This is a genomic window from Verticiella sediminum, assembly GCF_007558815.1.
GTDB classification, from domain to species: domain Bacteria; phylum Pseudomonadota; class Gammaproteobacteria; order Burkholderiales; family Burkholderiaceae_B; genus Verticiella; species Verticiella sediminum.
This window is the reverse complement of record NZ_VLTJ01000004.1, coordinates 200,941-221,215: the sequence shown is the minus strand read 5'-3', so window position 1 is coordinate 221,215 and position 20,275 is coordinate 200,941. Positions and strand designations below refer to the sequence as shown.

At 57.7% G+C, this 20,275-nt stretch carries 18 protein-coding genes; 11 read left to right on the top strand and 7 right to left on the bottom strand.

Going from position 1 to position 20,275, the window contains the following annotated elements; all coding sequences use genetic code 11:
* Window positions 1-198 precede the first annotated feature (198 nt).
* Genes FOZ76_RS02770 through FOZ76_RS27810 form a run of 3 tightly spaced genes read left to right on the top strand, consistent with a single transcriptional unit; the run spans window position 199 to window position 1,330 of the window.
* Window positions 199-513, top strand: coding sequence for a DUF1153 domain-containing protein (locus FOZ76_RS02770; RefSeq protein WP_143946593.1), 315 nt, complete (start codon window positions 199-201; stop codon window positions 511-513).
* Complete coding sequence (locus FOZ76_RS02765) at window positions 510-1,181, top strand: DDE-type integrase/transposase/recombinase (RefSeq protein WP_246129259.1); 672 nt, start codon at window positions 510-512, stop codon at window positions 1,179-1,181. The genes FOZ76_RS02770 and FOZ76_RS02765 overlap by 4 nt, the downstream gene beginning before the upstream one ends.
* On the top strand, window positions 1,154-1,330 hold the full coding sequence (locus FOZ76_RS27810; RefSeq protein WP_246129258.1) for an integrase core domain-containing protein: 177 nt from the start codon (window positions 1,154-1,156) through the stop codon (window positions 1,328-1,330). The genes FOZ76_RS02765 and FOZ76_RS27810 overlap by 28 nt, the downstream gene beginning before the upstream one ends.
* Window positions 1,331-1,597: 267 nt before the next feature.
* Here FOZ76_RS27810 and FOZ76_RS02760 read toward each other — a convergent pair whose 3' ends face one another.
* From FOZ76_RS02760 to rfbB, 6 genes are all read right to left on the bottom strand, one after another.
* On the bottom strand, window positions 1,598-1,969 hold the full coding sequence (locus FOZ76_RS02760; RefSeq protein ID WP_143946592.1) for a hypothetical protein: 372 nt from the start codon (window positions 1,967-1,969) through the stop codon (window positions 1,598-1,600).
* A 6-nt stretch (window positions 1,970-1,975) separates the two neighbouring features.
* Window positions 1,976-4,384: a tetratricopeptide repeat protein gene (locus FOZ76_RS02755; RefSeq protein WP_143946591.1), complete on the bottom strand. Its 2,409-nt coding sequence runs from the start codon at window positions 4,382-4,384 to the stop codon at window positions 1,976-1,978.
* A gap of 427 nt (window positions 4,385-4,811) precedes the next feature.
* Window positions 4,812-5,846 (bottom strand): UDP-glucose 4-epimerase GalE, encoded by a 1,035-nt coding sequence (galE, locus tag FOZ76_RS02750; protein ID WP_143946590.1) that lies wholly within the window; start codon window positions 5,844-5,846, stop codon window positions 4,812-4,814.
* Window positions 5,847-6,116: 270 nt separating this feature from the next.
* Window positions 6,117-6,998: a glucose-1-phosphate thymidylyltransferase RfbA gene (gene rfbA / locus FOZ76_RS02745; RefSeq protein ID WP_211365963.1), complete on the bottom strand. Its 882-nt coding sequence runs from the start codon at window positions 6,996-6,998 to the stop codon at window positions 6,117-6,119.
* Window positions 6,999-7,000: 2 nt separating this feature from the next.
* A complete protein-coding gene (gene rfbD / locus FOZ76_RS02740) occupies window positions 7,001-7,888 on the bottom strand; it encodes a dTDP-4-dehydrorhamnose reductase (protein WP_143946588.1) in 888 nt (295 codons plus the stop codon).
* Complete coding sequence (rfbB, locus tag FOZ76_RS02735) at window positions 7,885-8,964, bottom strand: dTDP-glucose 4,6-dehydratase (RefSeq protein WP_143946587.1); 1,080 nt, start codon at window positions 8,962-8,964, stop codon at window positions 7,885-7,887. Before rfbB ends, rfbD begins: the two co-directional genes overlap by 4 nt.
* Before the next feature lie 335 nt (window positions 8,965-9,299).
* Between rfbB and FOZ76_RS02730 the strand changes: the two genes are divergently transcribed.
* The 8 genes from FOZ76_RS02730 to FOZ76_RS02700 all read left to right on the top strand — a co-directional run bounded on the left by FOZ76_RS02730 (window position 9,300) and on the right by FOZ76_RS02700 (window position 19,305).
* Window positions 9,300-10,466: a nucleotide sugar dehydrogenase gene (locus tag FOZ76_RS02730; protein WP_143946586.1), complete on the top strand. Its 1,167-nt coding sequence runs from the start codon at window positions 9,300-9,302 to the stop codon at window positions 10,464-10,466.
* A gap of 1,458 nt (window positions 10,467-11,924) precedes the next feature.
* Window positions 11,925-13,502 (top strand): DUF1800 domain-containing protein, encoded by a 1,578-nt coding sequence (locus tag FOZ76_RS02725; RefSeq protein ID WP_170235266.1) that lies wholly within the window; start codon window positions 11,925-11,927, stop codon window positions 13,500-13,502.
* Window positions 13,503-14,341: 839 nt separating this feature from the next.
* Window positions 14,342-14,560 carry a hypothetical protein gene (locus tag FOZ76_RS02720; protein ID WP_143946584.1) on the top strand — a complete coding sequence of 73 codons (219 nt, stop codon included), beginning with the start codon at window positions 14,342-14,344 and terminating at the stop codon, window positions 14,558-14,560.
* 506 nt (window positions 14,561-15,066) lie between these two features.
* Window positions 15,067-15,960: an NHL repeat-containing protein gene (locus tag FOZ76_RS02715; RefSeq protein ID WP_143946583.1), complete on the top strand. Its 894-nt coding sequence runs from the start codon at window positions 15,067-15,069 to the stop codon at window positions 15,958-15,960.
* A 22-nt stretch (window positions 15,961-15,982) separates the two neighbouring features.
* Complete coding sequence (locus FOZ76_RS02710) at window positions 15,983-17,137, top strand: hypothetical protein (RefSeq protein WP_143946582.1); 1,155 nt, start codon at window positions 15,983-15,985, stop codon at window positions 17,135-17,137.
* Window positions 17,138-17,335: 198 nt separating this feature from the next.
* Entirely contained in the window at window positions 17,336-18,523 is a 1,188-nt protein-coding gene (locus FOZ76_RS02705; RefSeq protein WP_143946581.1) for a DUF1501 domain-containing protein, read from the top strand.
* Window positions 18,524-18,700: 177 nt separating this feature from the next.
* On the top strand, window positions 18,701-18,826 hold the full coding sequence (locus FOZ76_RS28115) for a hypothetical protein (RefSeq protein WP_281282922.1): 126 nt from the start codon (window positions 18,701-18,703) through the stop codon (window positions 18,824-18,826).
* A gap of 38 nt (window positions 18,827-18,864) precedes the next feature.
* Window positions 18,865-19,305 carry a hypothetical protein gene (locus FOZ76_RS02700; RefSeq protein WP_143946580.1) on the top strand — a complete coding sequence of 147 codons (441 nt, stop codon included), beginning with the start codon at window positions 18,865-18,867 and terminating at the stop codon, window positions 19,303-19,305.
* 34 nt (window positions 19,306-19,339) lie between these two features.
* Here the strand turns inward: FOZ76_RS02700 and FOZ76_RS02695 are convergent, their stop codons facing one another.
* On the bottom strand, window positions 19,340-20,272 hold the full coding sequence (locus FOZ76_RS02695) for an alpha/beta hydrolase family protein (RefSeq protein ID WP_143946579.1): 933 nt from the start codon (window positions 20,270-20,272) through the stop codon (window positions 19,340-19,342).
* Window positions 20,273-20,275 lie beyond the last annotated feature (3 nt).

The window sequence follows — 20,275 nt, the reverse complement described above, 5'->3', positions numbered from 1 at the left end:
TGCGGCGAACCGCGGATCGATCTTCGGCGCCGACTTCACTGGTTTGCAATATACCGTGCGGCGTGGCACGCCGAGCCAGCGACACAAACTTGGCGATCGAGACGGCGATACCACCGGCTTGCAGTCCCTGGCGGATCGTTTCGATGACTTGTATTGACCCAGTGAAAACCTGCTCAGGTCATAATCGAGAAAACGACGATGAGCCTGAAGATGGAAGACGAGATCAAACGGTGGACGGCCTGGCGCAAGAGCGCCTTGGTGCTGGACATCATTCAAGGCAAGACGACGGTGGCCGAGGCGAGCCGCCAGTACGACCTATCCCCCTCGGAGATCGAGCAGTGGGTCGATGATGGCAAGCGTGGCATGGAGAATGCTTTGCGGGCGAACCCGCAGGACGTACGGGAACAGCGCGAACGCCAGCTCAAGGACCTTCAGGAAGCGTACGGCGAGGCGATGCTGGAGCTGCGTGCGAGAAAAAAGTTGCAGTCCCTGCTGGGCGAGGACGAGAAGTGATCGAGACAATCCGCCAGGGACTGCAAGCTGACGGCATCACCGTCTCGATCGCCAAGCTGTGCCGCTGGTTCGGGGTGCCGCGCCGCACGGTATATTGCAAACCAGTGAAGTCGGCGCCGAAGATCGATCCGCGGTTCGCCGCATCGATCAAGGCAATGATCGAGGAATTGCCTTCGTTCGGCTGCCGGACGGTTGCGCACCTGCTGGGATTCAACAAGAACACCGTGCAGCGCGTGTTCCAGTTGATGGGCTGGCAGATTCGCAAACGCCCAATTGACGTCAGACTTCGTATTCAGGCGCTACCATCGGTGGCGACGATGCCCAACGAGCGCTGGTCCACGGATCGGTGCCGTGTCTGGGCAGGTCGGGACGGCTGGGCAACGCTGGAGCTGGTGATCGACTGCCACACGCGCGAACTGCTGGGCTGGCACCTGTCGCGCAGCGGCAAGGCCTGCACGGCCGCCAGAGCCCTTGAGCATGCCTTGATCGCTCGCTTCGGGACGCTGGCCGTGTGCCAACACCACTCCTACTGCGCTCGGACAATGGCTTGGTCTTTACCTCACGCAGCGACACCGCGCTGGTGCGCGGCTACGGTCTGCACCAGGAGTTCATCACGCCGCACTGCCTACAGCAGAACGGTATGGTCGAGCGCCTCATCCGGACACTGAAGGAGCAATGCGTGCATCGGCATCGCTTCGAGACGATCCAGCATGCCAGCCGCGTGATCGGTGACTGGATACGCTTTTACAACGACCGGCGCCCACACCAGGCGCTGGGAATGAAGACACCGGCCGAGGCATTTACATTAGCCGCTTAGCCTGAGCAGGTTCCGCTGGGTCAATACATACCGACCGATTGATCGATGACTGGATACGCCTTTACCGCGATCGGCACCCGCATCCGGCACTGGGTATGACGGCCCCGGCTGAAACATTTGCATTAGGAGCTTAACCTGAGCAGGTTCGACTCGGTCAATACACAACTTACGCACGTGCAACAGTCCGAAGCCCTGACCTCGCAACAGGCCGAGCGCGTGGCCCGAGATCATTCAACAGCCAGCTCTGCGGCTGAGTTGGTCACTAATTCACCTGATGGCGGCTTGCTCTTGCTCGAGCCGATTAACGAGACCCGAATACAGGCGCACGATATAAGCGGCATCTAGGCGTGCTCGATGTAACACTAGCATATTAACGGAGTCGATATCTTGGATATCCTCCTTCTCCACGGTGGAGCCCTTTATTGCACCTCCAGCAAGCGCGGCCTTAACGAGCTCCAGCGCCAATTGTTGATTAGAAATTGAAACGTTAGTTTTGTTAGGACGAATTGCCATGGTTTCCTCATATAATAAAACCGAACTATCAAATCGATAAACCTTCGCATCAAAAAAAAGGAAGTATTTGCCGCTCTCCTTAGAAACTTTCGATCCTATAAAACCTAATTGTAGACTTTCGGCCAACTGCCCCTATGTATCCCTACGATACGTCCGCGGGTTGGCTGAAATACCGCGTTCTAGCAGCAGCTTGAGCAATTCGTCCGCGATTATCTCAGGGTCTAATTGCACATTCTGAAGATGCAGACGCATATCGGAAAAATTCCGGCGTTCGCCCTCATCGACAACGTCCCCCACGATATAGAGAGGCACTTGACTTCCTTCAGCCTCCCAAGCACCCACCCGCTTTTCTACCGGCCCGGCAACGAAGCCCGGCGAGGTATAGACAATACCGGGAGCCTCTGTGAACCAGCCGACCTTATGCTGGGTAGTTCCTAGTGGTGATACATAGGCGTCTATATGTCGAGCGTATGCGACCGTCTCCGAAAGACTTCGGCCGACTAGGGAGGTTATAGCGTCCGAGTGCTCGCTCTGCGATATTATGCTATTTACCATCATGTCTAATTTCTGATAGGCAGCAGCCCATGCCGGCGGCACCTGATGGATTCCACTGGGTAGTGAAAAAGCATCTATCAGAAACCTAGCACCGGGATGCGTGTCGACAACCCTGGCTATTATTCTAATTATCCCCTCCTGCTGTCCGATCCAGCTTTTGTCGCCTATACGGACACCGATCCACACTAACGGTTTACCCGCAGGAATTTCTATCTCGCCAGCAAGCTGCGCCACCCTGTTTAGCATGTATCTACTCATAAAATACCCCCCCGGCTGCACCAGCATCTCTTTCATAGAAAAAGGGCATGGATCAATTACAACCTTATTTTCCACTTTTTCTAATGGCTTACCGTAAAAACATCTGAAGACGAGCCTTGGGTCTCCGAAATATAACGTTCCGGAATAGACTATCCTCGAAACGTTTTCAGCGAGGTCTGCTTTGTTTATTCTTTCAAAGCCGGGGTAGAAATTGAACAAGTGATGGGCGAAGTTCTCTATCTTTCCATGAAATAAGACGACCTTGCGGGGCCCGGCATCCTCCGCACCAGCACTTGCCTCGAGATATCGACTGTATGCTTTCTCGGCTCTCTTATAGTAGACAGCCATTACATTCGAGATATAGGCCGGCCCTATATGCCTAGGAAGACGCGCCTCTAAGTCCAAAACCAAGTTATGCGTGGGAATATATATGCAAAGCGCCTTCCCGCCGGCCCCCCCAGACATAAAAATAAAAAGGCTCTTCCCGCGAAACGAGAATACTTGCCTATCATGGATAACCACGCTGTCAAAGGCCTTCGTGGAACGACCGGACCAAGGATCTGGTAATTCAAATACTCCGCTGGAGACTATTCTATCCTGATATGCTGTGTATCTCTCTAGTAAATGAATATGCTCTTTAGCCACGGTCGAGCTGTAAATGGCCTGATCCAGTTCTAGCTCTCGGCTGGACGCTAGCTGCAAGAAATCGGAAAAGAAGCCTTGCAGAACTTGCCATTGGATGCCTAAAGACGAGAGATACTCCTCATCGTCTCGATTCGGTCGCATAATTTTTATAGACCGCATCCCTCCCCGGTTAAATCTTACTACCATATGCGCAGTATTGTGCGGGACACTGGCGACCAGATTCGTCTTTGAGAGGAAGGTAAACGTTGCGATGTTTGCTATTGCTGACGTATATTGTTTTAAGACGTCGCCTTCAGTAAATATGTCAATCTGCTTAGCAAACCGCTCTTTTATTTCTGCTTCCGAGCAAGGGTCGGTCAAGCATAATATGACACTCGGAATAATTGACTTCGCGTTGACCTGTAATTCGGAGAGCAAGGTAACCACATCACCTTTGCGCCCAGTTGCACCGATATAGCTAATCCATTCGTTGCAGATAGAGCGGTCATCGCTGTTCTGAAGGATTACGTAGCGATATATATCATCTACCGCCTCGAAGGGCGCGTTAACCGATCGCAGCGCTTCGATTACACGGCGATATGCTCCCAGCATACCTGGAAGCGGGCTGCTGCCACCCGCTTTTCGCAGAAGAGCTGTAGCTACCTCCCAATTGCCCTGGGATGCCGCACGCTCAGCCGCCAAGGTGAGAAACGGGAGATGATTTGGAAAGGAGCCAGCCGCTTCGTTCACACATTTCCATGTTTCTTCTGAAGCATCTGCGTTTAACATATCTACTGCAGCTGCGCGAAAGGCCTCTGCTCTAGTGTGATCTGACCTCAGTTGTCGTAGCGCATGAACGTAGAATTGGCGCGCCTCCGCTATCTGCCCCAATTTAGCGCTCGCTCGCGCGGCAACCAGACCAAGAGCCGGCTTGCTCGCGCTTCCGCGCATCGCCACTCTAATAGCGTTCAACCAATCTGCCTTCGCTACATATACCGATGCAAGCTCAGTGTCGTACCAATCCGGAAGCTGTGCACCAACAAGATCAGCCATTGCCCCCGCCTTTAGCAACAACTTTTCTGCTTCATTCGCGTGGCCGTTCATGCGCTTTGCGTGAGCCAGACGAACACACAGGCCTATAGGAGAGCTAAGCAAGCGCCTCAAGCCACGCTCTAAAGCCCTCTCGGCTGAACCAGTGTCGCCCGTTGCGATGGCTATTTCTACGTGCTCAAATTCCATCTCAGGCTGCCCATTGCTTCCATGCAGGGCGATAGCAAGAAGAGCCTCCGTGTACTTTCCTTGCGCGCGCAATTGCCGTATCTCAGACAGTTTAGGTGGTGTTGACATACTCATTTTCATCCTTTTCCCAATGAGTGCGGGCGCAACAGCGCTGTCTCGGAAATTAAGAAAGCGAGAGAGACCTTCCGGTACCCCAAACATCCCGACAAGCGAGGTCGGCGATCGTATGTCCAGCCATATCCAAAAAAGCCCTCATCTTCAATTGTTGCTTTCTGCCTTGCACAGCATCGCTTCAACGTTGGCCGAATCCTTCCGGATGCGTGCACTGCCAGCGCCACCCATCTCGACACATTTCCTCAATACCGAACTTTGCGCTCCAGCCTAGCCTCGCTCTAGCCAGCGCGGCGTCTGCCCACATAGAGGCCACGTCTCCGGGGCGACGTGGCCCGATCCGCAACGGAACTGTCTGCGCACTTACGTTCTCAAAAGCTTTCACCAACTCCAAAACACTAGTGCCGACTCCGGTTCCCAGATTAAAAACGCTAACGCCAATATTCTCGGAGGCGCAAAGTTCAAGCGCAAGAGCGTGTGCAGCGGCGAGGTCCATGACGTGAAGATAATCGCGCACGCCAGTACCATCGGTGGTGGCATAATCGTTTCCAAACACCTGAAGTTCCGGTAGTTTTCTAACGGCCACTCTGGTGATATAAGGAAACAAATTATTTGGTTCGCCCACCGGATCTTCGCCTATGAGACCACTAGCGTGAGCACCTATCGGGTTGAAGTATCTCAATATAACGACACGAAATTTCGGATTTGCTAAAGCGACGTCGGTTAAGACCTTCTCGACCATCGCTTTCGTATTGCCGTATGGATTGGTGGGCGCTATCGGATGATTCTCATCGTAGGGCAAATATTGCGGATTACCGTAGACGGTTGCTGAAGAGCTGAAGACAAAATGATCGGCATCATTTTTTCTCATTACGTCTAACAAATTTAATGTGCCGTAAACGTTGTTTTCGTAGTATTGCAACGGCTCCCTCACCGACTCCCCTACTGCCTTTAACGCTGCCAGATGCAGTACACTCGTTATCGGCCTGCCTTCCTCTCTCAATCTGTCAAACACGCCCTGAAGAAACGATTTTTCTCTTATATCGCCAAACAATATCCTTACTGGCGTTCCAATTATTTTCTCCACTGCCGCTATAGAGCCGGCGCCGCTATTGGAATAGTTGTCTATCACCACGAACGGCATACCTCGTTCGTGCAGTTCAACTAGCGAATGGGTTCCGATGTATCCGGCGCCGCCGGTGACGAGAGTAGTCATAATCTACGTAAAAAGTATGAAAGCAGTCTAATACAGCCTAGGTAGCTGATACCTTTGGTATAGAGGCCTATCGGAGCTTCACGGACGTTAATTGAGGCTAATGGTCGTACGCCGGCTTACTTATGCATTTTTCACTGGCTCTGTGAGCCTCTGAAGTCTCTAGTGGCAGGGCTTTCGTAAGGCCTTGCTTGCCTCGAATAACGGGGCTTCGTGGATCGCAATATTGAGATTCGGTACAAATCACTTTCAATAGCCCGATTAGGAGCAGTATCAGATCTGTACTCGGTCACTCAGCAGCCCACGTAAATATTGTCCGTAGCCATTTTTCTGCAGTGGTTTGGCAAGCACGCGTAGGTCCTCATCGCTGATATAGCCTAACCGCCATGCAATTTCTTCGGGGGATGCTACCTTAAGTCCTTGGCGGCGCTCAATTGTCTGGATAAATTGTGCGGCTTCAAGCAAGCTGTCGTGTGTGCCAGTGTCCAGCCAGGCATATCCGCGCCCCATTAATTCCACGTGTAAAGCTTCCTTTTCGAGGTATAGACGATTCAGATCAGTAATCTCAAGCTCGCCTCGTGCCGAAGGCTTTACTCGCTTGGCCATTTCAACGACCTGACCGTCGTAGAAATACAGCCCCGTGACTGCATATCGCGACTTAGGATCTTCGGGCTTCTCTTCGATGCTGATCACCCTGCCATCACGACTGAACTCTGCAACACCGTAACGTTCCGGATCCGTCACCGCATACGCAAAAACGGTGGCCCCTTTCTCACGGGTGGCGGCGCTTTTCAGCAGTGCGGCAAAGTCATGGCCATGAAAAATGTTGTCACCTAAAATCAGTGCGCAAGAGGAGCCGGCCAGAAACTCCTCGCCGATCAAGAAGGCTTGGGCCAGCCCGTCAGGCGACGGTTGAATCGCGTAGTTCAGCTTGATTCCCCATTGTTCGCCGCTACCCAGCATCTGCTGGAAACGTGGGGTGTCTTGCGGGGTGGAAATAATCAGTATCTCGCGAATGCCCGCCAGCATCAGAGTTGATAGCGGATAGTAGATCATTGGCTTGTCGTACACTGGCAGCAATTGCTTGCTGACGCACAGAGTAGCTGGATATAAGCGTGTGCCGCTGCCGCCAGCCAAAATGATGCCCTTGCGCATGATCAGTCCTTCAAGAGTATTTTCAACGTTCTAGTGACCTGTTGCTCCCAACCGGGAAGTGCGAGCGAGAATGTGTCCTGTAGCTGCGAAGTTCTGAGCTTCGAATTGGCCGGACGCGTAGCGGCCGCAGGATAATTCGCGGCAGCGATAGGTTCTACGTTACTGGGACTGCATAAGATCTTGGCGCCCAGCCGACCGGCTTCTGCCATGATGAATTGAGCATATCCATGCCACGACGTTTCGCCGGTGGACGTTAAATGATACAAGCCGCTGGCGTTTGAGTTCCTCAGGGCCTGTTTTAGTGCATGTGCCGTAACATCGGCGATCAAAGCTGCACTCGTAGGGGCACCGACTTGGTCGGCCACAACCCTGACGCTCTTCCGAGTCCGTCCCAATCGCAACATGGTCTTCAAGAAATTACTGCCATGGCTGCCGAATACCCAACTAGTACGGAACACCAAATGCTTAGCCGTGTCACGAGCGCTACGCTCACCTGCGAGCTTGGTCCTACCGTACACGCTCTGTGGGTTCGTCAATGCACTTTCGTCGTACGCGCCCACCGACGCGCCGTCGAATACATAGTCGGTTGAATAATGTATAAGCCACCTACCGCCGCGCTCGGATTCCTCAGCCAGCACACGCGGCAAATCGGCATTGAGTACGGTGGCGGCCGCCTCGTCTGCCTCCGCGCGATCTACGGCGGTATATGCAGCGGCGTTAACGATCACGTCTGGCGCCACTTTGTTAACGAGAACACGCACTTGATAAAGATCAGACAAATCGCATTGCTGACGAGTGATTGGCACGATGTCGCCTAACACCCCTAAGGCCCGCTGTGCTTCCCAGCCAACTTGGCCTTCACTTCCCAGCAGCAGAATGCGGACGTTCATATCGCCCCCGTTGGCTGTTCGCCGTATTGCCGATCAGTCCACTCACGGTAGGCCCCGCTAGTTACTCGTTCCACCCATTTCGGGTTCTCAAGATACCAGCGTACTGTCTTGGCCAATCCTGTCTCGAAGGTTTCCTGGGGACGCCAGCCGAGCTCTCGTTCGATCTTTCTCGCGTCGATGGCATACCGACGGTCATGACCGGGTCTGTCGCCAACAAACGTAATCTGCTCTGCGTAAGACTTACCGTCAGCACGCAGCCTAGCCTCATCCAGCAGGCAGCACAGCAGCTTCACCACAGAAAGATTAGTTTGCTCGTTAAGACCACCGACATTGTAGACTTGCCCAACGATGCCCTTAGCGAGCACCACGTTGATGGCCCGGCAATGGTCCTCCACGTAGAGCCAATCGCGAATCTGCTGGCCGTCGCCATAGACCGGCAGTGGCTCGCCGCACAGTGCCCGGTGCAGCACCAAGGGGATCAGTTTCTCAGGGAATTGTCTCGGGCCGTAATTGTTGGAGCAGTTCGTCGTCAATGTGGGCAGGCCATACGTGTGGTGATAAGCACGCACTAGATGATCCGAACTAGCCTTCGAAGCCGAATAGGGGCTGTTGGGAGCATAGGGTGTCTGCTCGGAGAAGGCGGGATCGTTGTGCTCCAGCGTCCCATATACCTCGTCCGTTGAAATGTGCAAAAAGCGAAAACCTGTTTGGTCTTCGGCAAGAAGCCCGCGCCAGTAACTCAGAGTAGACTGAAGCAACCTAAAGGTGCCCACGACGTTGGTATGGACGAATGCCTCCGGCCCCAGGATTGACCGATCGACATGTGACTCTGCTGCGAAATTCAACACGGCACGTGGACGGAACTCGTCCAGAATCTGGCCCATTTTGGCAGCATCACTGATATCACACCGAACAAAGGTGTATCGTGGATCGTCTTGGACGGACGCCAAGTTCTCTATGTTGCCGGCATAAGTCAGGAGATCGACGTTGACGATTGGTTCGTCGCTTGTAGCCAACGTGTGGAGAATATAATTGGAGCCGATGAAACCGGAACCGCCTGTAATCAGAATTGTCATGATCGGGCACGGAGAGTTACGTTTCAAGACATCTTGATAAGGGTACGCCGAAATATACGGCATGATTAACCATGCTCAACAAGGCTCATGCGTACTCGCGCCGGCCCCTCTCTCAAAAATGCACTATGAGGCCGCACGCAAATATGCGTAACGTTACATATAACGGCTATTTTGTAAAAAACGCCTTAAATTACAACTAGGTACAAGTTACGATAATTACAAATAGAAGTGCCTCAAGTGTATGCGCGATAGGCTGCATGTTGCATTGTGCACCTGCAGCATGCCGTAGTCTAATACCGATTGTCTAGCCCATCTAGCGCGCTGTGGAGAATGCCATGAAAATCGCAACGGCCGGTGTGGGCTATGTCGGCCTCTCGAATGCCGTGCTGCTGGCCCAGAGTCATGACGTCACCGCCGTGGACATCTGCGCAGAGCGAGTGAAGCTCGTCAACGCACGTAAATGTCCGTTCGCAGACATGGAGATGGAAGCGTTCCTGGCTGAACGGCCGCTCTCACTCACAGCGACAGTCGACACCTACGTTGCGTATAGCGAAGCCGACTTCGTTGTGGTAGCTACGCCAACGGATTATGACCACCGCAGTAACGCCTTCGACACCAGCACGGTAGAGACAGTGATTCAAGCGGTACTGGCCGTCAATGACAGAGCAAGCATCGTAATAAAGTCTACGGTACCGGTGGGGTTCACTCGACGCATGTGTGAAGAACACGGTACAGACCGCATCATCTTCTCGCCGGAGTTCCTGCGTGAGGGACGTGCGCTGTACGACAATCTGTACCCGACACGTATCATTGTGGGAGATCGTACTGAGCGCGGCAGAGTGTTTGCTGCCCTAATGCAAGAAGGAGCGATCAGCCGGAACATGCCAGTACTACTCACGGACTCATCTGAAGCGGAAGCCATAAAGCTATTCGCCAACACCTATCTGGCAATGCGAGTAGCGTTCTTCAACGAGTTAGACACGTATGCTGAGATGCGCGGGCTCAACTCACGTCAGATCATCGACGGAGTCGGCCTAGACTCCCGCATCGGAACGCATTACCGCAACCCTTCCTTCGGTTACGGAGGTTATTGCTTGCCTAAAGACACCAGGCAGCTCCTCGCTAACTATGGCGATGTACCGAACAATTTAATACGTGCCATTGTGGACGCAAACACTACACGAAAGGATTTTATCGCCGAGTCGATCCTCTGCCGCCAGCCGCGTACCGTCGGTATCTACCGACTCATCATGAAATTCGGCTCGGACAATTTTCGGACCTCGTCAGTGCAGGGTGTAATGAAGCGCATCAAGGCCAAAGGGGTAGGCGTAGTTGTGTATGAGCCCTCGCTGGACGACGAGCACTTCTTTAACTCACCCGTAATGCGCGACTTAAGCGAGTTCAAAGCTGTATCGGACGTGATCGTGGCCAATCGACTCACCCTGGAGATTGAAGACGTTATAACGAAGGTCTACACGCGAGACCTTTTTGGGACCGATTAAATCCCTATCTTCGGAATCAAACGGGAATATAGTCTCCGGCGCTTTTTTTAGATGGTGTCGGCAATGGTCAGCAACTTCAGTACAGTAGCGATATGCGCGACCTTCTTCTGCTTCTGAGCGTTGGCAAGCGTTGATTAACTTTTCGGTATAGGGCGGTAATGTGCTCAGGGCGTCGCTGTATACGTCCGGGTGCTTCTTTAGGGCTTACCCCTGTTATACGAAAAATTAAGGCACTCCCGTGACGATACTAGGTCAGAAGCTAGGAAGTGATGGGTCCGTGCGGTTCTCAGAATGCTTGTCAAACTTGCGTAGCTCCTGTCGAAGAATGCTCTGGAAGCATTCGAGCGGATGCTGGCGCACTGCAAGACCTGCGGTCTGTCCTGTAATTCTACCGACCTATCCCGGCGGGATCCAAGGCTTACCCTCGCCCTCTCTCCCGCCGCCGGGCCACCTCCGCGATCTCCAATATGTCGGCGTAGATCGCCTATGACGAGCCACCTCTACGCTGCGCACAGGAGTTCGTGTTTGCTTCGCCAGTCCGCAGTACACTGGATTCTCATTTTCGATTTTGAACTGAGCTCAATATCGACTCTGCCGGTCAGACCACGAACCCGTCGGTGTAAGCGAACACCTCTGCACTGAACTGATCATCTCTCCTATGCGCCTCTCGTGCTGTGCAGAACCAACAATCAATGCTATGACGGCATCCAACAGGTGCCTAGTTCTCCGAAACTGTCAGAGCGAAGAATGCGCCCATCGATTTCTCAGCCTTTCCTTTTTTGACTGAGTCATTCTCTCGTGTTTAGGCGAGTGAATGCGGTAGGGAACTGATATTGACGCGCTTTCGGACCGCGGAGCCGTGGGCGTGTGAGCCGGCGGGGCTAATGACTATTGGCATGAAACGGAAAGGTCATCCGACCGAAGAAGGCCAACCGGCATTGACTTCATAGGCAGCCAAGCTGGCTATGGCTACAATGGTATCGTGGTGCGTACGCTTGGCGCTAGCTGGCCCCGAACGAACGGGCTGTTTGGCCGGCGGATCCAGGGGCTTGCGCTTCCCGTGGGTAGCATCGCGGTATCGTAGAGCGGCCGACGGAGATCTCAACAGGCATGTGCAACATGGATGGTTGCCTCGCCACGACCACTACAACGCCAGATCCGATGCGAGCACCACGGATGCTGGACCGCATGGTACGCGTGTCCTGCAAGCAGGTTGGTTAGCCAGACCATATCGTCTGGATAGCTGCTGCTAAGCGGGCGGCCACACCCCGTATATCTTGGCGGCTGTGACTGGCAGGATGACGCGAACTTGCGCCCTGCCGCGCCGCGTCTAATCTCAATACATCGCATATCTGCTGTCTTTCTCCTTTGCATCTGTTCAGGGCCGTAATGTACATGTTTTCTCGTTACCAACGAGGCCTCAGGAAGACCCGAACAGAAGCGTTGACTGGACAAGCCATGGACCATCCTACCCACCGTAATGAGTCACGCTTGATTTCTCGCCGCAAAGTGCTTGCGTATCCGCTGTGCCATTTCGCTTTGTCGCTGTCGCCCCCGATCTCGCTCGCTCAGATGAATGGTCGCACGTCTGCCGCTGATCGAGCGTTCGTAAACCGAATAACCTGGGGGCTCAACTCCCTCGTGGCCACAACCTATGCGCAGGAAGGGCGTAATGGATTTGCGATTCAACAGCTACGGCCTGGCCCGGCAGCATTACCTGTTTCGGTGCAGGAACGCCTTAACGCAATGGAACTAGGGCAGACGCCAGCCGATAACGTGGCAAGAAGCATCCGCGCGGATGAAAAAAGAATTCAGGCGGCGCCAGAGAACGAGGCGCGTCAGGCGCTGCGGGACGAACTAGGCAGACGTATGCAGCGATTGCAAAGCGAAGCCCTGGAGTATTCTTTGCTGCGCCATCTGCATTCGCCTCACCAGTTTCAAGAACGGCTTACTTGGTTCTGGACAAATCACTTTAATGTGTCGATCCGAAAAGCCGCCGTGTCGCGTGTCCTTGCTCCCAACTTTGAAGAACACGCCATACGTCCTCACGTCTTCGGCCGCTTTGAAGATCTACTTATGGCCACACTCCGCCATCCAGCGATGCTGATTTACCTGGACAATTTTCAAAATCGCGCTGGCAAGATCAATGAGAACTACGGCCGCGAGTTGATGGAGCTTCACACCTTAGGCGTGGATGGCGGCTACACGCAGGCGGACGTGACAGCTCTCTCACGTTCGCTCACGGGCCTCGCCGTGAACTACGAAAAGGACGAGACTGGGCTAGCGGAGCAGTACCGCGCGGGTTACGAGCACGATGGGCTGTTCGAGTTTCGTCCGGAGCGACACGACGCAAGCGACAAGGTATTGCTGGGTAAACCAGTGAAGGGCGGAGGCATGGATGAAGTACAAACGGTCGTTCGCCGTCTGGCGCGACACCCTTCCACAGCTCGGCATATTTCGCGCAAGCTTGCCACATGGTTAGTGGCCGATGAGCCGCCCGAAGAGCTGGTAAAGGCGATGACGGCGACGTACAGTCGCACCGGGGGCGACCTGTCAGCGGTACTGCGCACGATGCTCGGACATCAGGGTTTCGAGGCCTCGCTGGACGATAACGATTTCAAAGACCCGATGCGCTATGTGCTCGGGGGGATGCGCATGTTGTATGACAGCCCGGAGACTCTCGTCGTAAATGCTCAACCACTGATCCAGTGGTTGAGCGCTCTTGGCCAAGCACCTTTTATGCGGGATACGCCGGACGGCTACCCGATCCGCCGCACGGACTGGCAGAGTTCCGGGCAGATGGCTGCACGCTTCGATGTAGCCCAGCGCATGGCTGCTGGGCCGACCCAGCTTTTTTTTATCGACTCGCCGCCTAACGATACTAAGCCACTTGTGCCAGACGCCGGCCACCTCCTCTATGACAAATGGCTGGCTAATAACGTACGCCCGGCTACTCGTCAAGTGCTAGCGCAGGCGCGCACTCTTCACGAGTGGAATGTGCTGTGGCTTGCTTCGCCAGATTTCATGCATGCGTAAATTCGGCCTTATCCTTCCCGCACCCAACGTCCCCATCGCCTCGTCTGGCTGGAATGGTCGAAATTTGGCCCATTGCTGAATGGGTATTGGGCTTCATTGCTTGAAGAATTTGCTCGTTTTCTTTGTACGACTCCAAGCTACTCACCTTCGTACATGCCACAGCGACGAGTCGTTGTCGAGCTGCCCCTATTAGAACGCTAAATGTGGATGCAGGGATTTCGCCGAACTCATCTGCAGCGTTACGTAAACACCGTCGGCTCATCCCGAGCTCGGTTTGGGCGGGGCTTAACGGAGAATCGACTCAGAATTACCAACGTGTCATAACAAGCCGTACGCTTTCCTGGCCAATGTAAATGGCATTTGTTTCATGATCGCCGCCGTCCGGACATTGCCGTGCACAAGTCCACTGTCGGCTTGATGATGGAGCTTACCGCGCTGATTCTGGCCACGCTGCTGCCGGTGCCATACTGCCGATGTAGCATGCGATCTTCGGAGAGGCGCCCCCCTGCCTGTTTGGTGCGCCGGCCCGCTCAAAGTGTCTGATGCTGTGCAACGCCAAATGTAACAAAAATGGCAAGCTCTGCGTTGGAACGCGGGGAGAGTTATCCTGCTTGGCGCTCCGTCTGCCGTCACCCTCAGTAGCAATTTTTCCGCACTGCACAATACCGTTGGCGCGTGTTACCAGGTACGATCCCTGCGAAACGAATGGGAATCATATAAGGCGGAGTTGGCGTTCTCAGTACCCCTGCGGGTGCTTTCAGTATCGGGCCCTCGCCTGGATGAAATCGGATCGGTTATAGGCCTGGGTACACATCCGGGCGAATCATCAGGAGTGACGCATGTTCATTCTCGAAATCCATCGTGCAGGTGAATTTGTGGAACATGTCGGCTGGTTTGACGGCCGGGCGCAAGCCCTGGCTGTTGCACCTTCGGTACAACGGGAAGGCGAACTGGTGCTCGTGCACCCGGACGGCCGCGAAGAGAGACTAAGCGCGCTGTCGACGGGGCTTCCGGCGCAGTCTGCCCAGGCCACGGGCACGTGGCAACACGCGGCTTAGCCCCCTACCTGCAGCCTTCGCGTGCAACACGCTCTGGCGTTCCTACGCGCGAGACTTATTGACCGGCGAATTGTTCGCCTGCTGAGTGTGTGAGAGGCACGCGGTGGGTCTCAACAGCCGCCCACTGATGAAGAGTTCCCGGTAGTGACTCACCTTTTTTTGTAGGGCCACTCAAGCTCTGCATATGAGCAGACTGGCAAGGGGAAACCAACTGTCACAGGAAGGCTTCTAGCACGCATTGTCGGCGGACGACATCCCCAGTTCAGCGCTTCTCAAGATCGTACGAGCCTTGGATTACGCGTCGAGGTCTTCTGAGATTTTTGAGACAAAACGGCGTTTGAATTGAGATGATTGAGACATATCTTGTATCAATCGTTTCTATGCCGATACACTCTGCAGCGTTGCCTGTATCCAGGCGTTCGCAGGGGCTTTCCGTGGCTGCTCAACACTTCCCGCCGCATCGTGCGGCAAGACGATGGCTGCGCGCTGGCGCAGCGCTAACGCTGTTGTCAGCCCTGGCCGCCTGTGGCGGCGACGGGAGCGACGACGGTCCGGCGCCATCCGCCGCACGCGCCGGGCATCTGCTCCTCGTCAACGGCGACAACTCCGTCGTGAACTGCACGGTGGGCCGCGACGGCGACATCACGACCTGCGAGGGCGGGTTCGTCGACGGACTGGACGGTCCGGGCAGCATCGAGGTAAGCGGTAGCCGCGCCTTCGTCAGCGATTTGTCGGATCATGCGATCGCGGTGTGCCAGCTCGGCGCCGGCGGCCAGCTCTCCGCCTGCGCCAGCACACCGGACGACAGCTTCGTGGCGCCGCTGGGCATGCACATCGCCGAGGGGCGCCTGTTCGTGGCGCGCAGCGACGATGCGGTGGCGGTGTGCGCCACGTCGGGCGCGGCGCCGTCGGATTGCGTGACGTCTTCCGCCGGCGGGCTGCTGCGCGGCCCGACCTCGGTGGCGGTGCACGAGCGCACGCTCTACGTGGCCAACCAGCACGACCAATCCATCGTGAGCTGCCGCCTGGATGGCGACTTCGCGCCCACGAGCTGCACGCGCCAGGCGGGCGACGGGGTGTTCGACGGGCCCACGGGCCTGGCCTACGAGGCGGGCCGGCTCTACGTGACCAACGTGGGCGACGACTCCATCACGGTCTGCCAGGCCTCGGCCATCGGCCACGTGTCCGACTGCCGCAGGTTCACCTTCGAAGGGCAGCTCAGCAACCCCACGGACATTGCCCTCAACGGCGACCGGGCCTACGTGACCAACCTCGGCGACAACACGCTGGCCACCTGCCGGCTCGACGGCGACGGCGGCATCGCGGGCTGCGAGGCGGGCGAGGCCGGCACGCTGTTCATGTATCCGAGCGGTGTGGCTTTCTCGCCCTCCGCTTCCTGACGCTCCCGCACGAGGTACGACCATGTTCCGACAGATCCAGGCCACGCTGCTGGCAGCGGCGTTGACGACAGGTTTCGGGGCCGGCGCGGCGCACGCGGGCACGGACACGATCATCCACTTCGCCAATCTCTCGCCCTACACCGCCAAGGTGGAGTTCCCCACCGCGATGCAGGATTGCTGGCACGATACCGGCGCCGAGGAAGATTCGCGGGTGGCCGAGTACTACGACTATTTTCGCCGCGCCGCGGTGTCGGCCGACGGCTATCGCGACTTCCTCGCGCAGTTCCAGCAGCACGTGGGCGTGAAGGACTTTGCCGCCCTGCCCGGCAACACGATGGCGGGCACCAGCGCGGCGCTCGCCCCCAGCGCCAACGGCAAGCCGGCCGCGATGGCGGTGTTCCGTGGCGAGACCTCGGCTGAACTCTTCGGCGGCTGCAAGGATGCCACCTCGTCGCGCGGGTTCCGGGTCACGCTGCTCGATGGCGCCGGCAGCGAACTGAGCCGCCAGCACTACGTGATCCAGGATCCGCCGGGCAGCCAGTGGCGCGTGATGCGCCTGGGCGCTGACGTACGCACACCCGACCAGACCGTGGTGATGGGCTCGGGCGGCACCGCGCATCCGCTGGACATCGCCCTCACGGCTTTCGACGTGGTGAGCGTGGGCCTGACCGTGGTGTCGCTGGGCACGGCCACGGCCGAGCTGCTGGCCGCGCGGGTGATGATCCGCGAGGCCGCCGCCGAACTCGCCAAGTACGGTCTGGAGTACAACCTGCGCAAGGCGATGTTCAACTATGCTCTGGTGGGCGGCATGCGCACACTGCAGAGCGGCACCAACGTATACGTACGTGCCGGCCTGACGCGTGCCGTGGCCGCGCGTGTCGTCTATACGATGATGGCCGACGGCGCGGTGTGGTATCTCAATACCCTGCGGGACGACAGCAACCCGAACGGCTTCGACGGCACGACCGCGGACGTCGACTACGACACGGTCGGCCTGGACCTGTCCAAGCCCGACCTGGTGGTGATGAACGGCTTGCCCGACGATCGCTCGATCTGCGTGTACGAAACCACCACCTTCGGCATCCGCGAATGCCGCTTGGTGGGTGTGAGCTTCAACATCATGGCCGATGGCTCGCTGGTGTTCATGCCGCTGCCGGGGGTGGGCGCGGGTGACTGACGGCCACCTCGACTTGTGACCATGTGCAGCCGCCGCCGCAGGAGGCGCGCGGCGGCGCGACGGTCATCGTTACCAAACTGACGGCCGAGCGACTGGACGGTGCGTAGACTGGCGTAAGCCCGCTTTACGTCACGCGGCCACGGCTACGCTCTGCGCCAGCGCCGGGCGCGAGGCCTTCGTGATGGACCAGAGACTGCCATGAACCGCCGCGACACCCTCAAGGCCCTGGCCGCCCTGCCCCTGCTGCACGGCACCCGCCTGTACGCCGCGCCCGAAGCCGGCAGCCGCCTGCTGCTGGTCTTCATGCGCGGCGGCTACGACGCCGCCAGCCTGCTCGTGCCCACGAACAACGCCTTCTATGCGGAGTCCCGGCCGAACATCGGCATCGGTTCGCCGGGCAGCGGCGAGGGCGCCGCCCGGCCCCTGGACGCCGACTGGGGCCTGCACCCGGCGCTGGCCGATTCGCTGCTGCCGCTCTATGAGCGCAAGCAGATCGCCTTCATTCCCTTTGCCGGCACCGAGGATCTCTCGCGCAGCCATTTCGAGACGCAGAACAGCATCGAGCTGGGCCAGTCGCTGGAGGGCTCGCGCGACTATCGCTCGGGCTTTCTAAACCGGCTCGCGACAGTGTTGGGTGGCGAACGCGCCCAGGCCGGCGCGTTCACCCGCCAGTTGCCGCTGGTCCTGCGCGGCAAGCTGGAAGTGCCGAACATCGCGCTCACCTCGCCGCGCCAGGCGGCCGCCGACGAGCGCCAGCGCTCGCTTATCGAGGGCATGTACGCCGGCACTCCGCTGGCCGGTGCGGTGGGCGAAAGCTACCTGCTGCGCGCCGATGCCCGGGCCGCGCTGGAAAAGGAAATGCAGGAGGCCGATGCCGGCGCCATCTCCGCAGCGGGGCTGGAAGGCGAGACGCGGCGCATCGCCACCCTGATGCGCGATCGCTTCCATCTGGGTTTCGTCGACGTGGGCGGCTGGGACACCCACGTCAACCAGGGCAATGCGCAGGGCGTGCTCGCCAACCGCCTGGGCACCCTGGGCCGTGCGCTTGCGGGCTTCGCCGAGGGCATGGGCCCGCGCTGGAAAGACACGGTGGTGGTCGTGATCAGCGAGTTCGGCCGCACCTTCTGCGAAAACGGCAACAAGGGCACGGACCACGGCCACGGCACGGTGTACTGGGTGCTGGGCGGCGGCATCGATGGCGGGCGCATCGCAGGCGAACAGGTGCGCGTGGCGCACGAGACCCTGCACCAGGACCGGGACTATCCGCTGCTCAACGAATACCGCAGCGTGCTGGGCGGCTTGTTCGGGCGGATGTACGGGTTGGATGCGAAGCGCTTGGGCACGGTGTTTGGCGATGCGCCGCCGCAGGAGCTTCGGCTGGTCTGAAAATTGCTGCATCGCAGCATAAACAGCATCAAAATCAGGGAATGAATTGATTTGTCACACATGAGTCGCGTATTTCCCTGTTTTTCGCTGCATAAAGCCGACACTGTAACCTTTTATATCACTTGGTTGTAAGGATTGATAGTAATTTGTGCACTGCAGTAACCCTCGGGGAATGCTATGCACAAATCCATACTGTTCTTCGTGCTGTACGTGCTGGCCATCGCGAGCGCCAGCGCGGTGCTGCTGGTGTCCTACTGGTCTATCGCGCGCGACCTGCGTCTGTTGAGTCTGTTCTCTGCCTAACCCTGGTCATGGAAACGCTACGCGCGTTGTGGAAACAATTGGATGCCGCCGCTGCGGGGCCCTACCCCCTGGCCGCCTTGCTCGGCGCGCTGGCCATCCCGGCGCAATGCGCCGAGATCGAGCATCCCGAATGCAGCACCGCGGCCGACTACCAACGGTGGTTCGATACCTGGGTAGCGCCGACCTACATCGAACATCCCGATCTGCAGCCGGTGCTGGACGGCGAAACCTGTTATGCCTACCGGCTCGCACTGCGCCGCAATGGGCACCGAAGCGACGAATACCTGCCCGTGCGCTTCGTGGTCGGACACCCTGACGTGACCATGCACCGGATTGCGTTCGATGGTGTGCTGCATATCGAGATCCGGCCCTTCGTGCGCGACGTGATCGAGGGCGCCGAACGGTGGCTGCTGCAATACATGGAAACGAACCCTTCCCGGCCCGCCGCTTCCGCGATGCTGGCCGCCTGGTTCGACTGAGCCGCGCCCGCATCGGCGGCGTGCACCGGCGGCGTCAGCCCTGCACGCGCGTGTCGTCGGGCTCGCCGAGGTTTCGGCCCTGCACCGCGTCGTGGAGGACGCGGGCGACGGCGGGGTCGTCCAGATAGCCGGTGATGCCGTGCCGGTTGTCGGTCGCGTTGTCGACATCGGACTTGTTGACGATCCCGGGCGTCACGGGAAAGTGCGTGGCGTCCAGGGGATACAGCGCCACGACGTCGCGCGGGTCCCGGGCGTTGAACCACCCGTTCAAGCCAGGCGGGCGCCGGATCGGGTTCAGGCGCTTGCGCAGCGCGCGCACGCCCAGCGGCGAGCCCAGGGTCACGAGCAACGGCACGCGCCAGCCGCGCTCAGTGGCCAGGCCGTGCATCAGCCGGTAGGCGACCAGGCTGCCCAGCGAATGCGATACGACGATGTTGTCGTCCTGCGCATCGAAGGCGTCGGCGACACCGTCCTCGATGCGCAGGCGGATGCTGTCGTTGCTCAGGTACTGATGCACGTCGTTGACGAGCAGGGCGAGCAGCGCGCCGGCGCCTGCGGTGGTGCGGCGGTCCAGCAGGCGTATGACGGCCTGCACCCAGCCCCAGTTCTGCGGGCCTTTCTCGATGACGCGGCCTGGCTCCAGCGCGCGTTGCTCCTGCTCGACGGCCGCGTCGTCGATCTGCAGGGCCTGCCGGTATTCCTCCAGCATGTCCAGCATGCCGTCGGCGCCGGCGGCGGTCGTCGCCCCACGCACGACGATCTTTGCGGCGTCCGCTTCGCTCATGCCATCGCACATGTCGCGCAGCGTGTCGCCGTAGTAGGCCAGGCGGATGCGAGACTCGGGCAGGGGCAGCTCGAGGCCGGTCTTCTGCAGCCCGCGCCGCCAGGCCTCGATCCAGACGCGCTTGAGTTCGCCAGGGTCCTTGTCCTGCTGGGCGCGGCCGTGGATGAGTACGAGTCGCTTCATGGT

Excerpts from the sequence above, each read along its gene's own strand:
- rfbD (WP_143946588.1), bottom strand. The coding sequence starts at position 7,888 with ATGAACGTCCGCATTCTGCTGCTGGGAAGTGAAGGCCAAGTTGGCTGG.
- galE (WP_143946590.1), bottom strand. The coding sequence starts at position 5,846 with ATGACTACTCTCGTCACCGGCGGCGCCGGATACATCGGAACCCATTCG.
- FOZ76_RS02695 (WP_143946579.1), bottom strand. The coding sequence starts at position 20,272 with ATGAAGCGACTCGTACTCATCCACGGCCGCGCCCAGCAGGACAAGGAC.
- FOZ76_RS02770 (WP_143946593.1), top strand. The coding sequence starts at position 199 with ATGAGCCTGAAGATGGAAGACGAGATCAAACGGTGGACGGCCTGGCGC.
- FOZ76_RS27810 (WP_246129258.1), top strand. The coding sequence starts at position 1,154 with ATGGTCGAGCGCCTCATCCGGACACTGAAGGAGCAATGCGTGCATCGG.
- FOZ76_RS02755 (WP_143946591.1), bottom strand. The coding sequence starts at position 4,384 with ATGAACGGCCACGCGAATGAAGCAGAAAAGTTGTTGCTAAAGGCGGGG.
- rfbB (WP_143946587.1), bottom strand. The coding sequence starts at position 8,964 with ATGACAATTCTGATTACAGGCGGTTCCGGTTTCATCGGCTCCAATTAT.
- FOZ76_RS02705 (WP_143946581.1), top strand. The coding sequence starts at position 17,336 with ATGAACCGCCGCGACACCCTCAAGGCCCTGGCCGCCCTGCCCCTGCTG.
- rfbA (WP_211365963.1), bottom strand. The coding sequence starts at position 6,998 with ATGCGCAAGGGCATCATTTTGGCTGGCGGCAGCGGCACACGCTTATAT.
- FOZ76_RS02725 (WP_170235266.1), top strand. The coding sequence starts at position 11,925 with ATGGACCATCCTACCCACCGTAATGAGTCACGCTTGATTTCTCGCCGC.
- FOZ76_RS28115 (WP_281282922.1), top strand. The coding sequence starts at position 18,701 with ATGCACAAATCCATACTGTTCTTCGTGCTGTACGTGCTGGCCATCGCG.
- FOZ76_RS02710 (WP_143946582.1), top strand. The coding sequence starts at position 15,983 with ATGTTCCGACAGATCCAGGCCACGCTGCTGGCAGCGGCGTTGACGACA.
- FOZ76_RS02720 (WP_143946584.1), top strand. The coding sequence starts at position 14,342 with ATGTTCATTCTCGAAATCCATCGTGCAGGTGAATTTGTGGAACATGTC.
- FOZ76_RS02730 (WP_143946586.1), top strand. The coding sequence starts at position 9,300 with ATGAAAATCGCAACGGCCGGTGTGGGCTATGTCGGCCTCTCGAATGCC.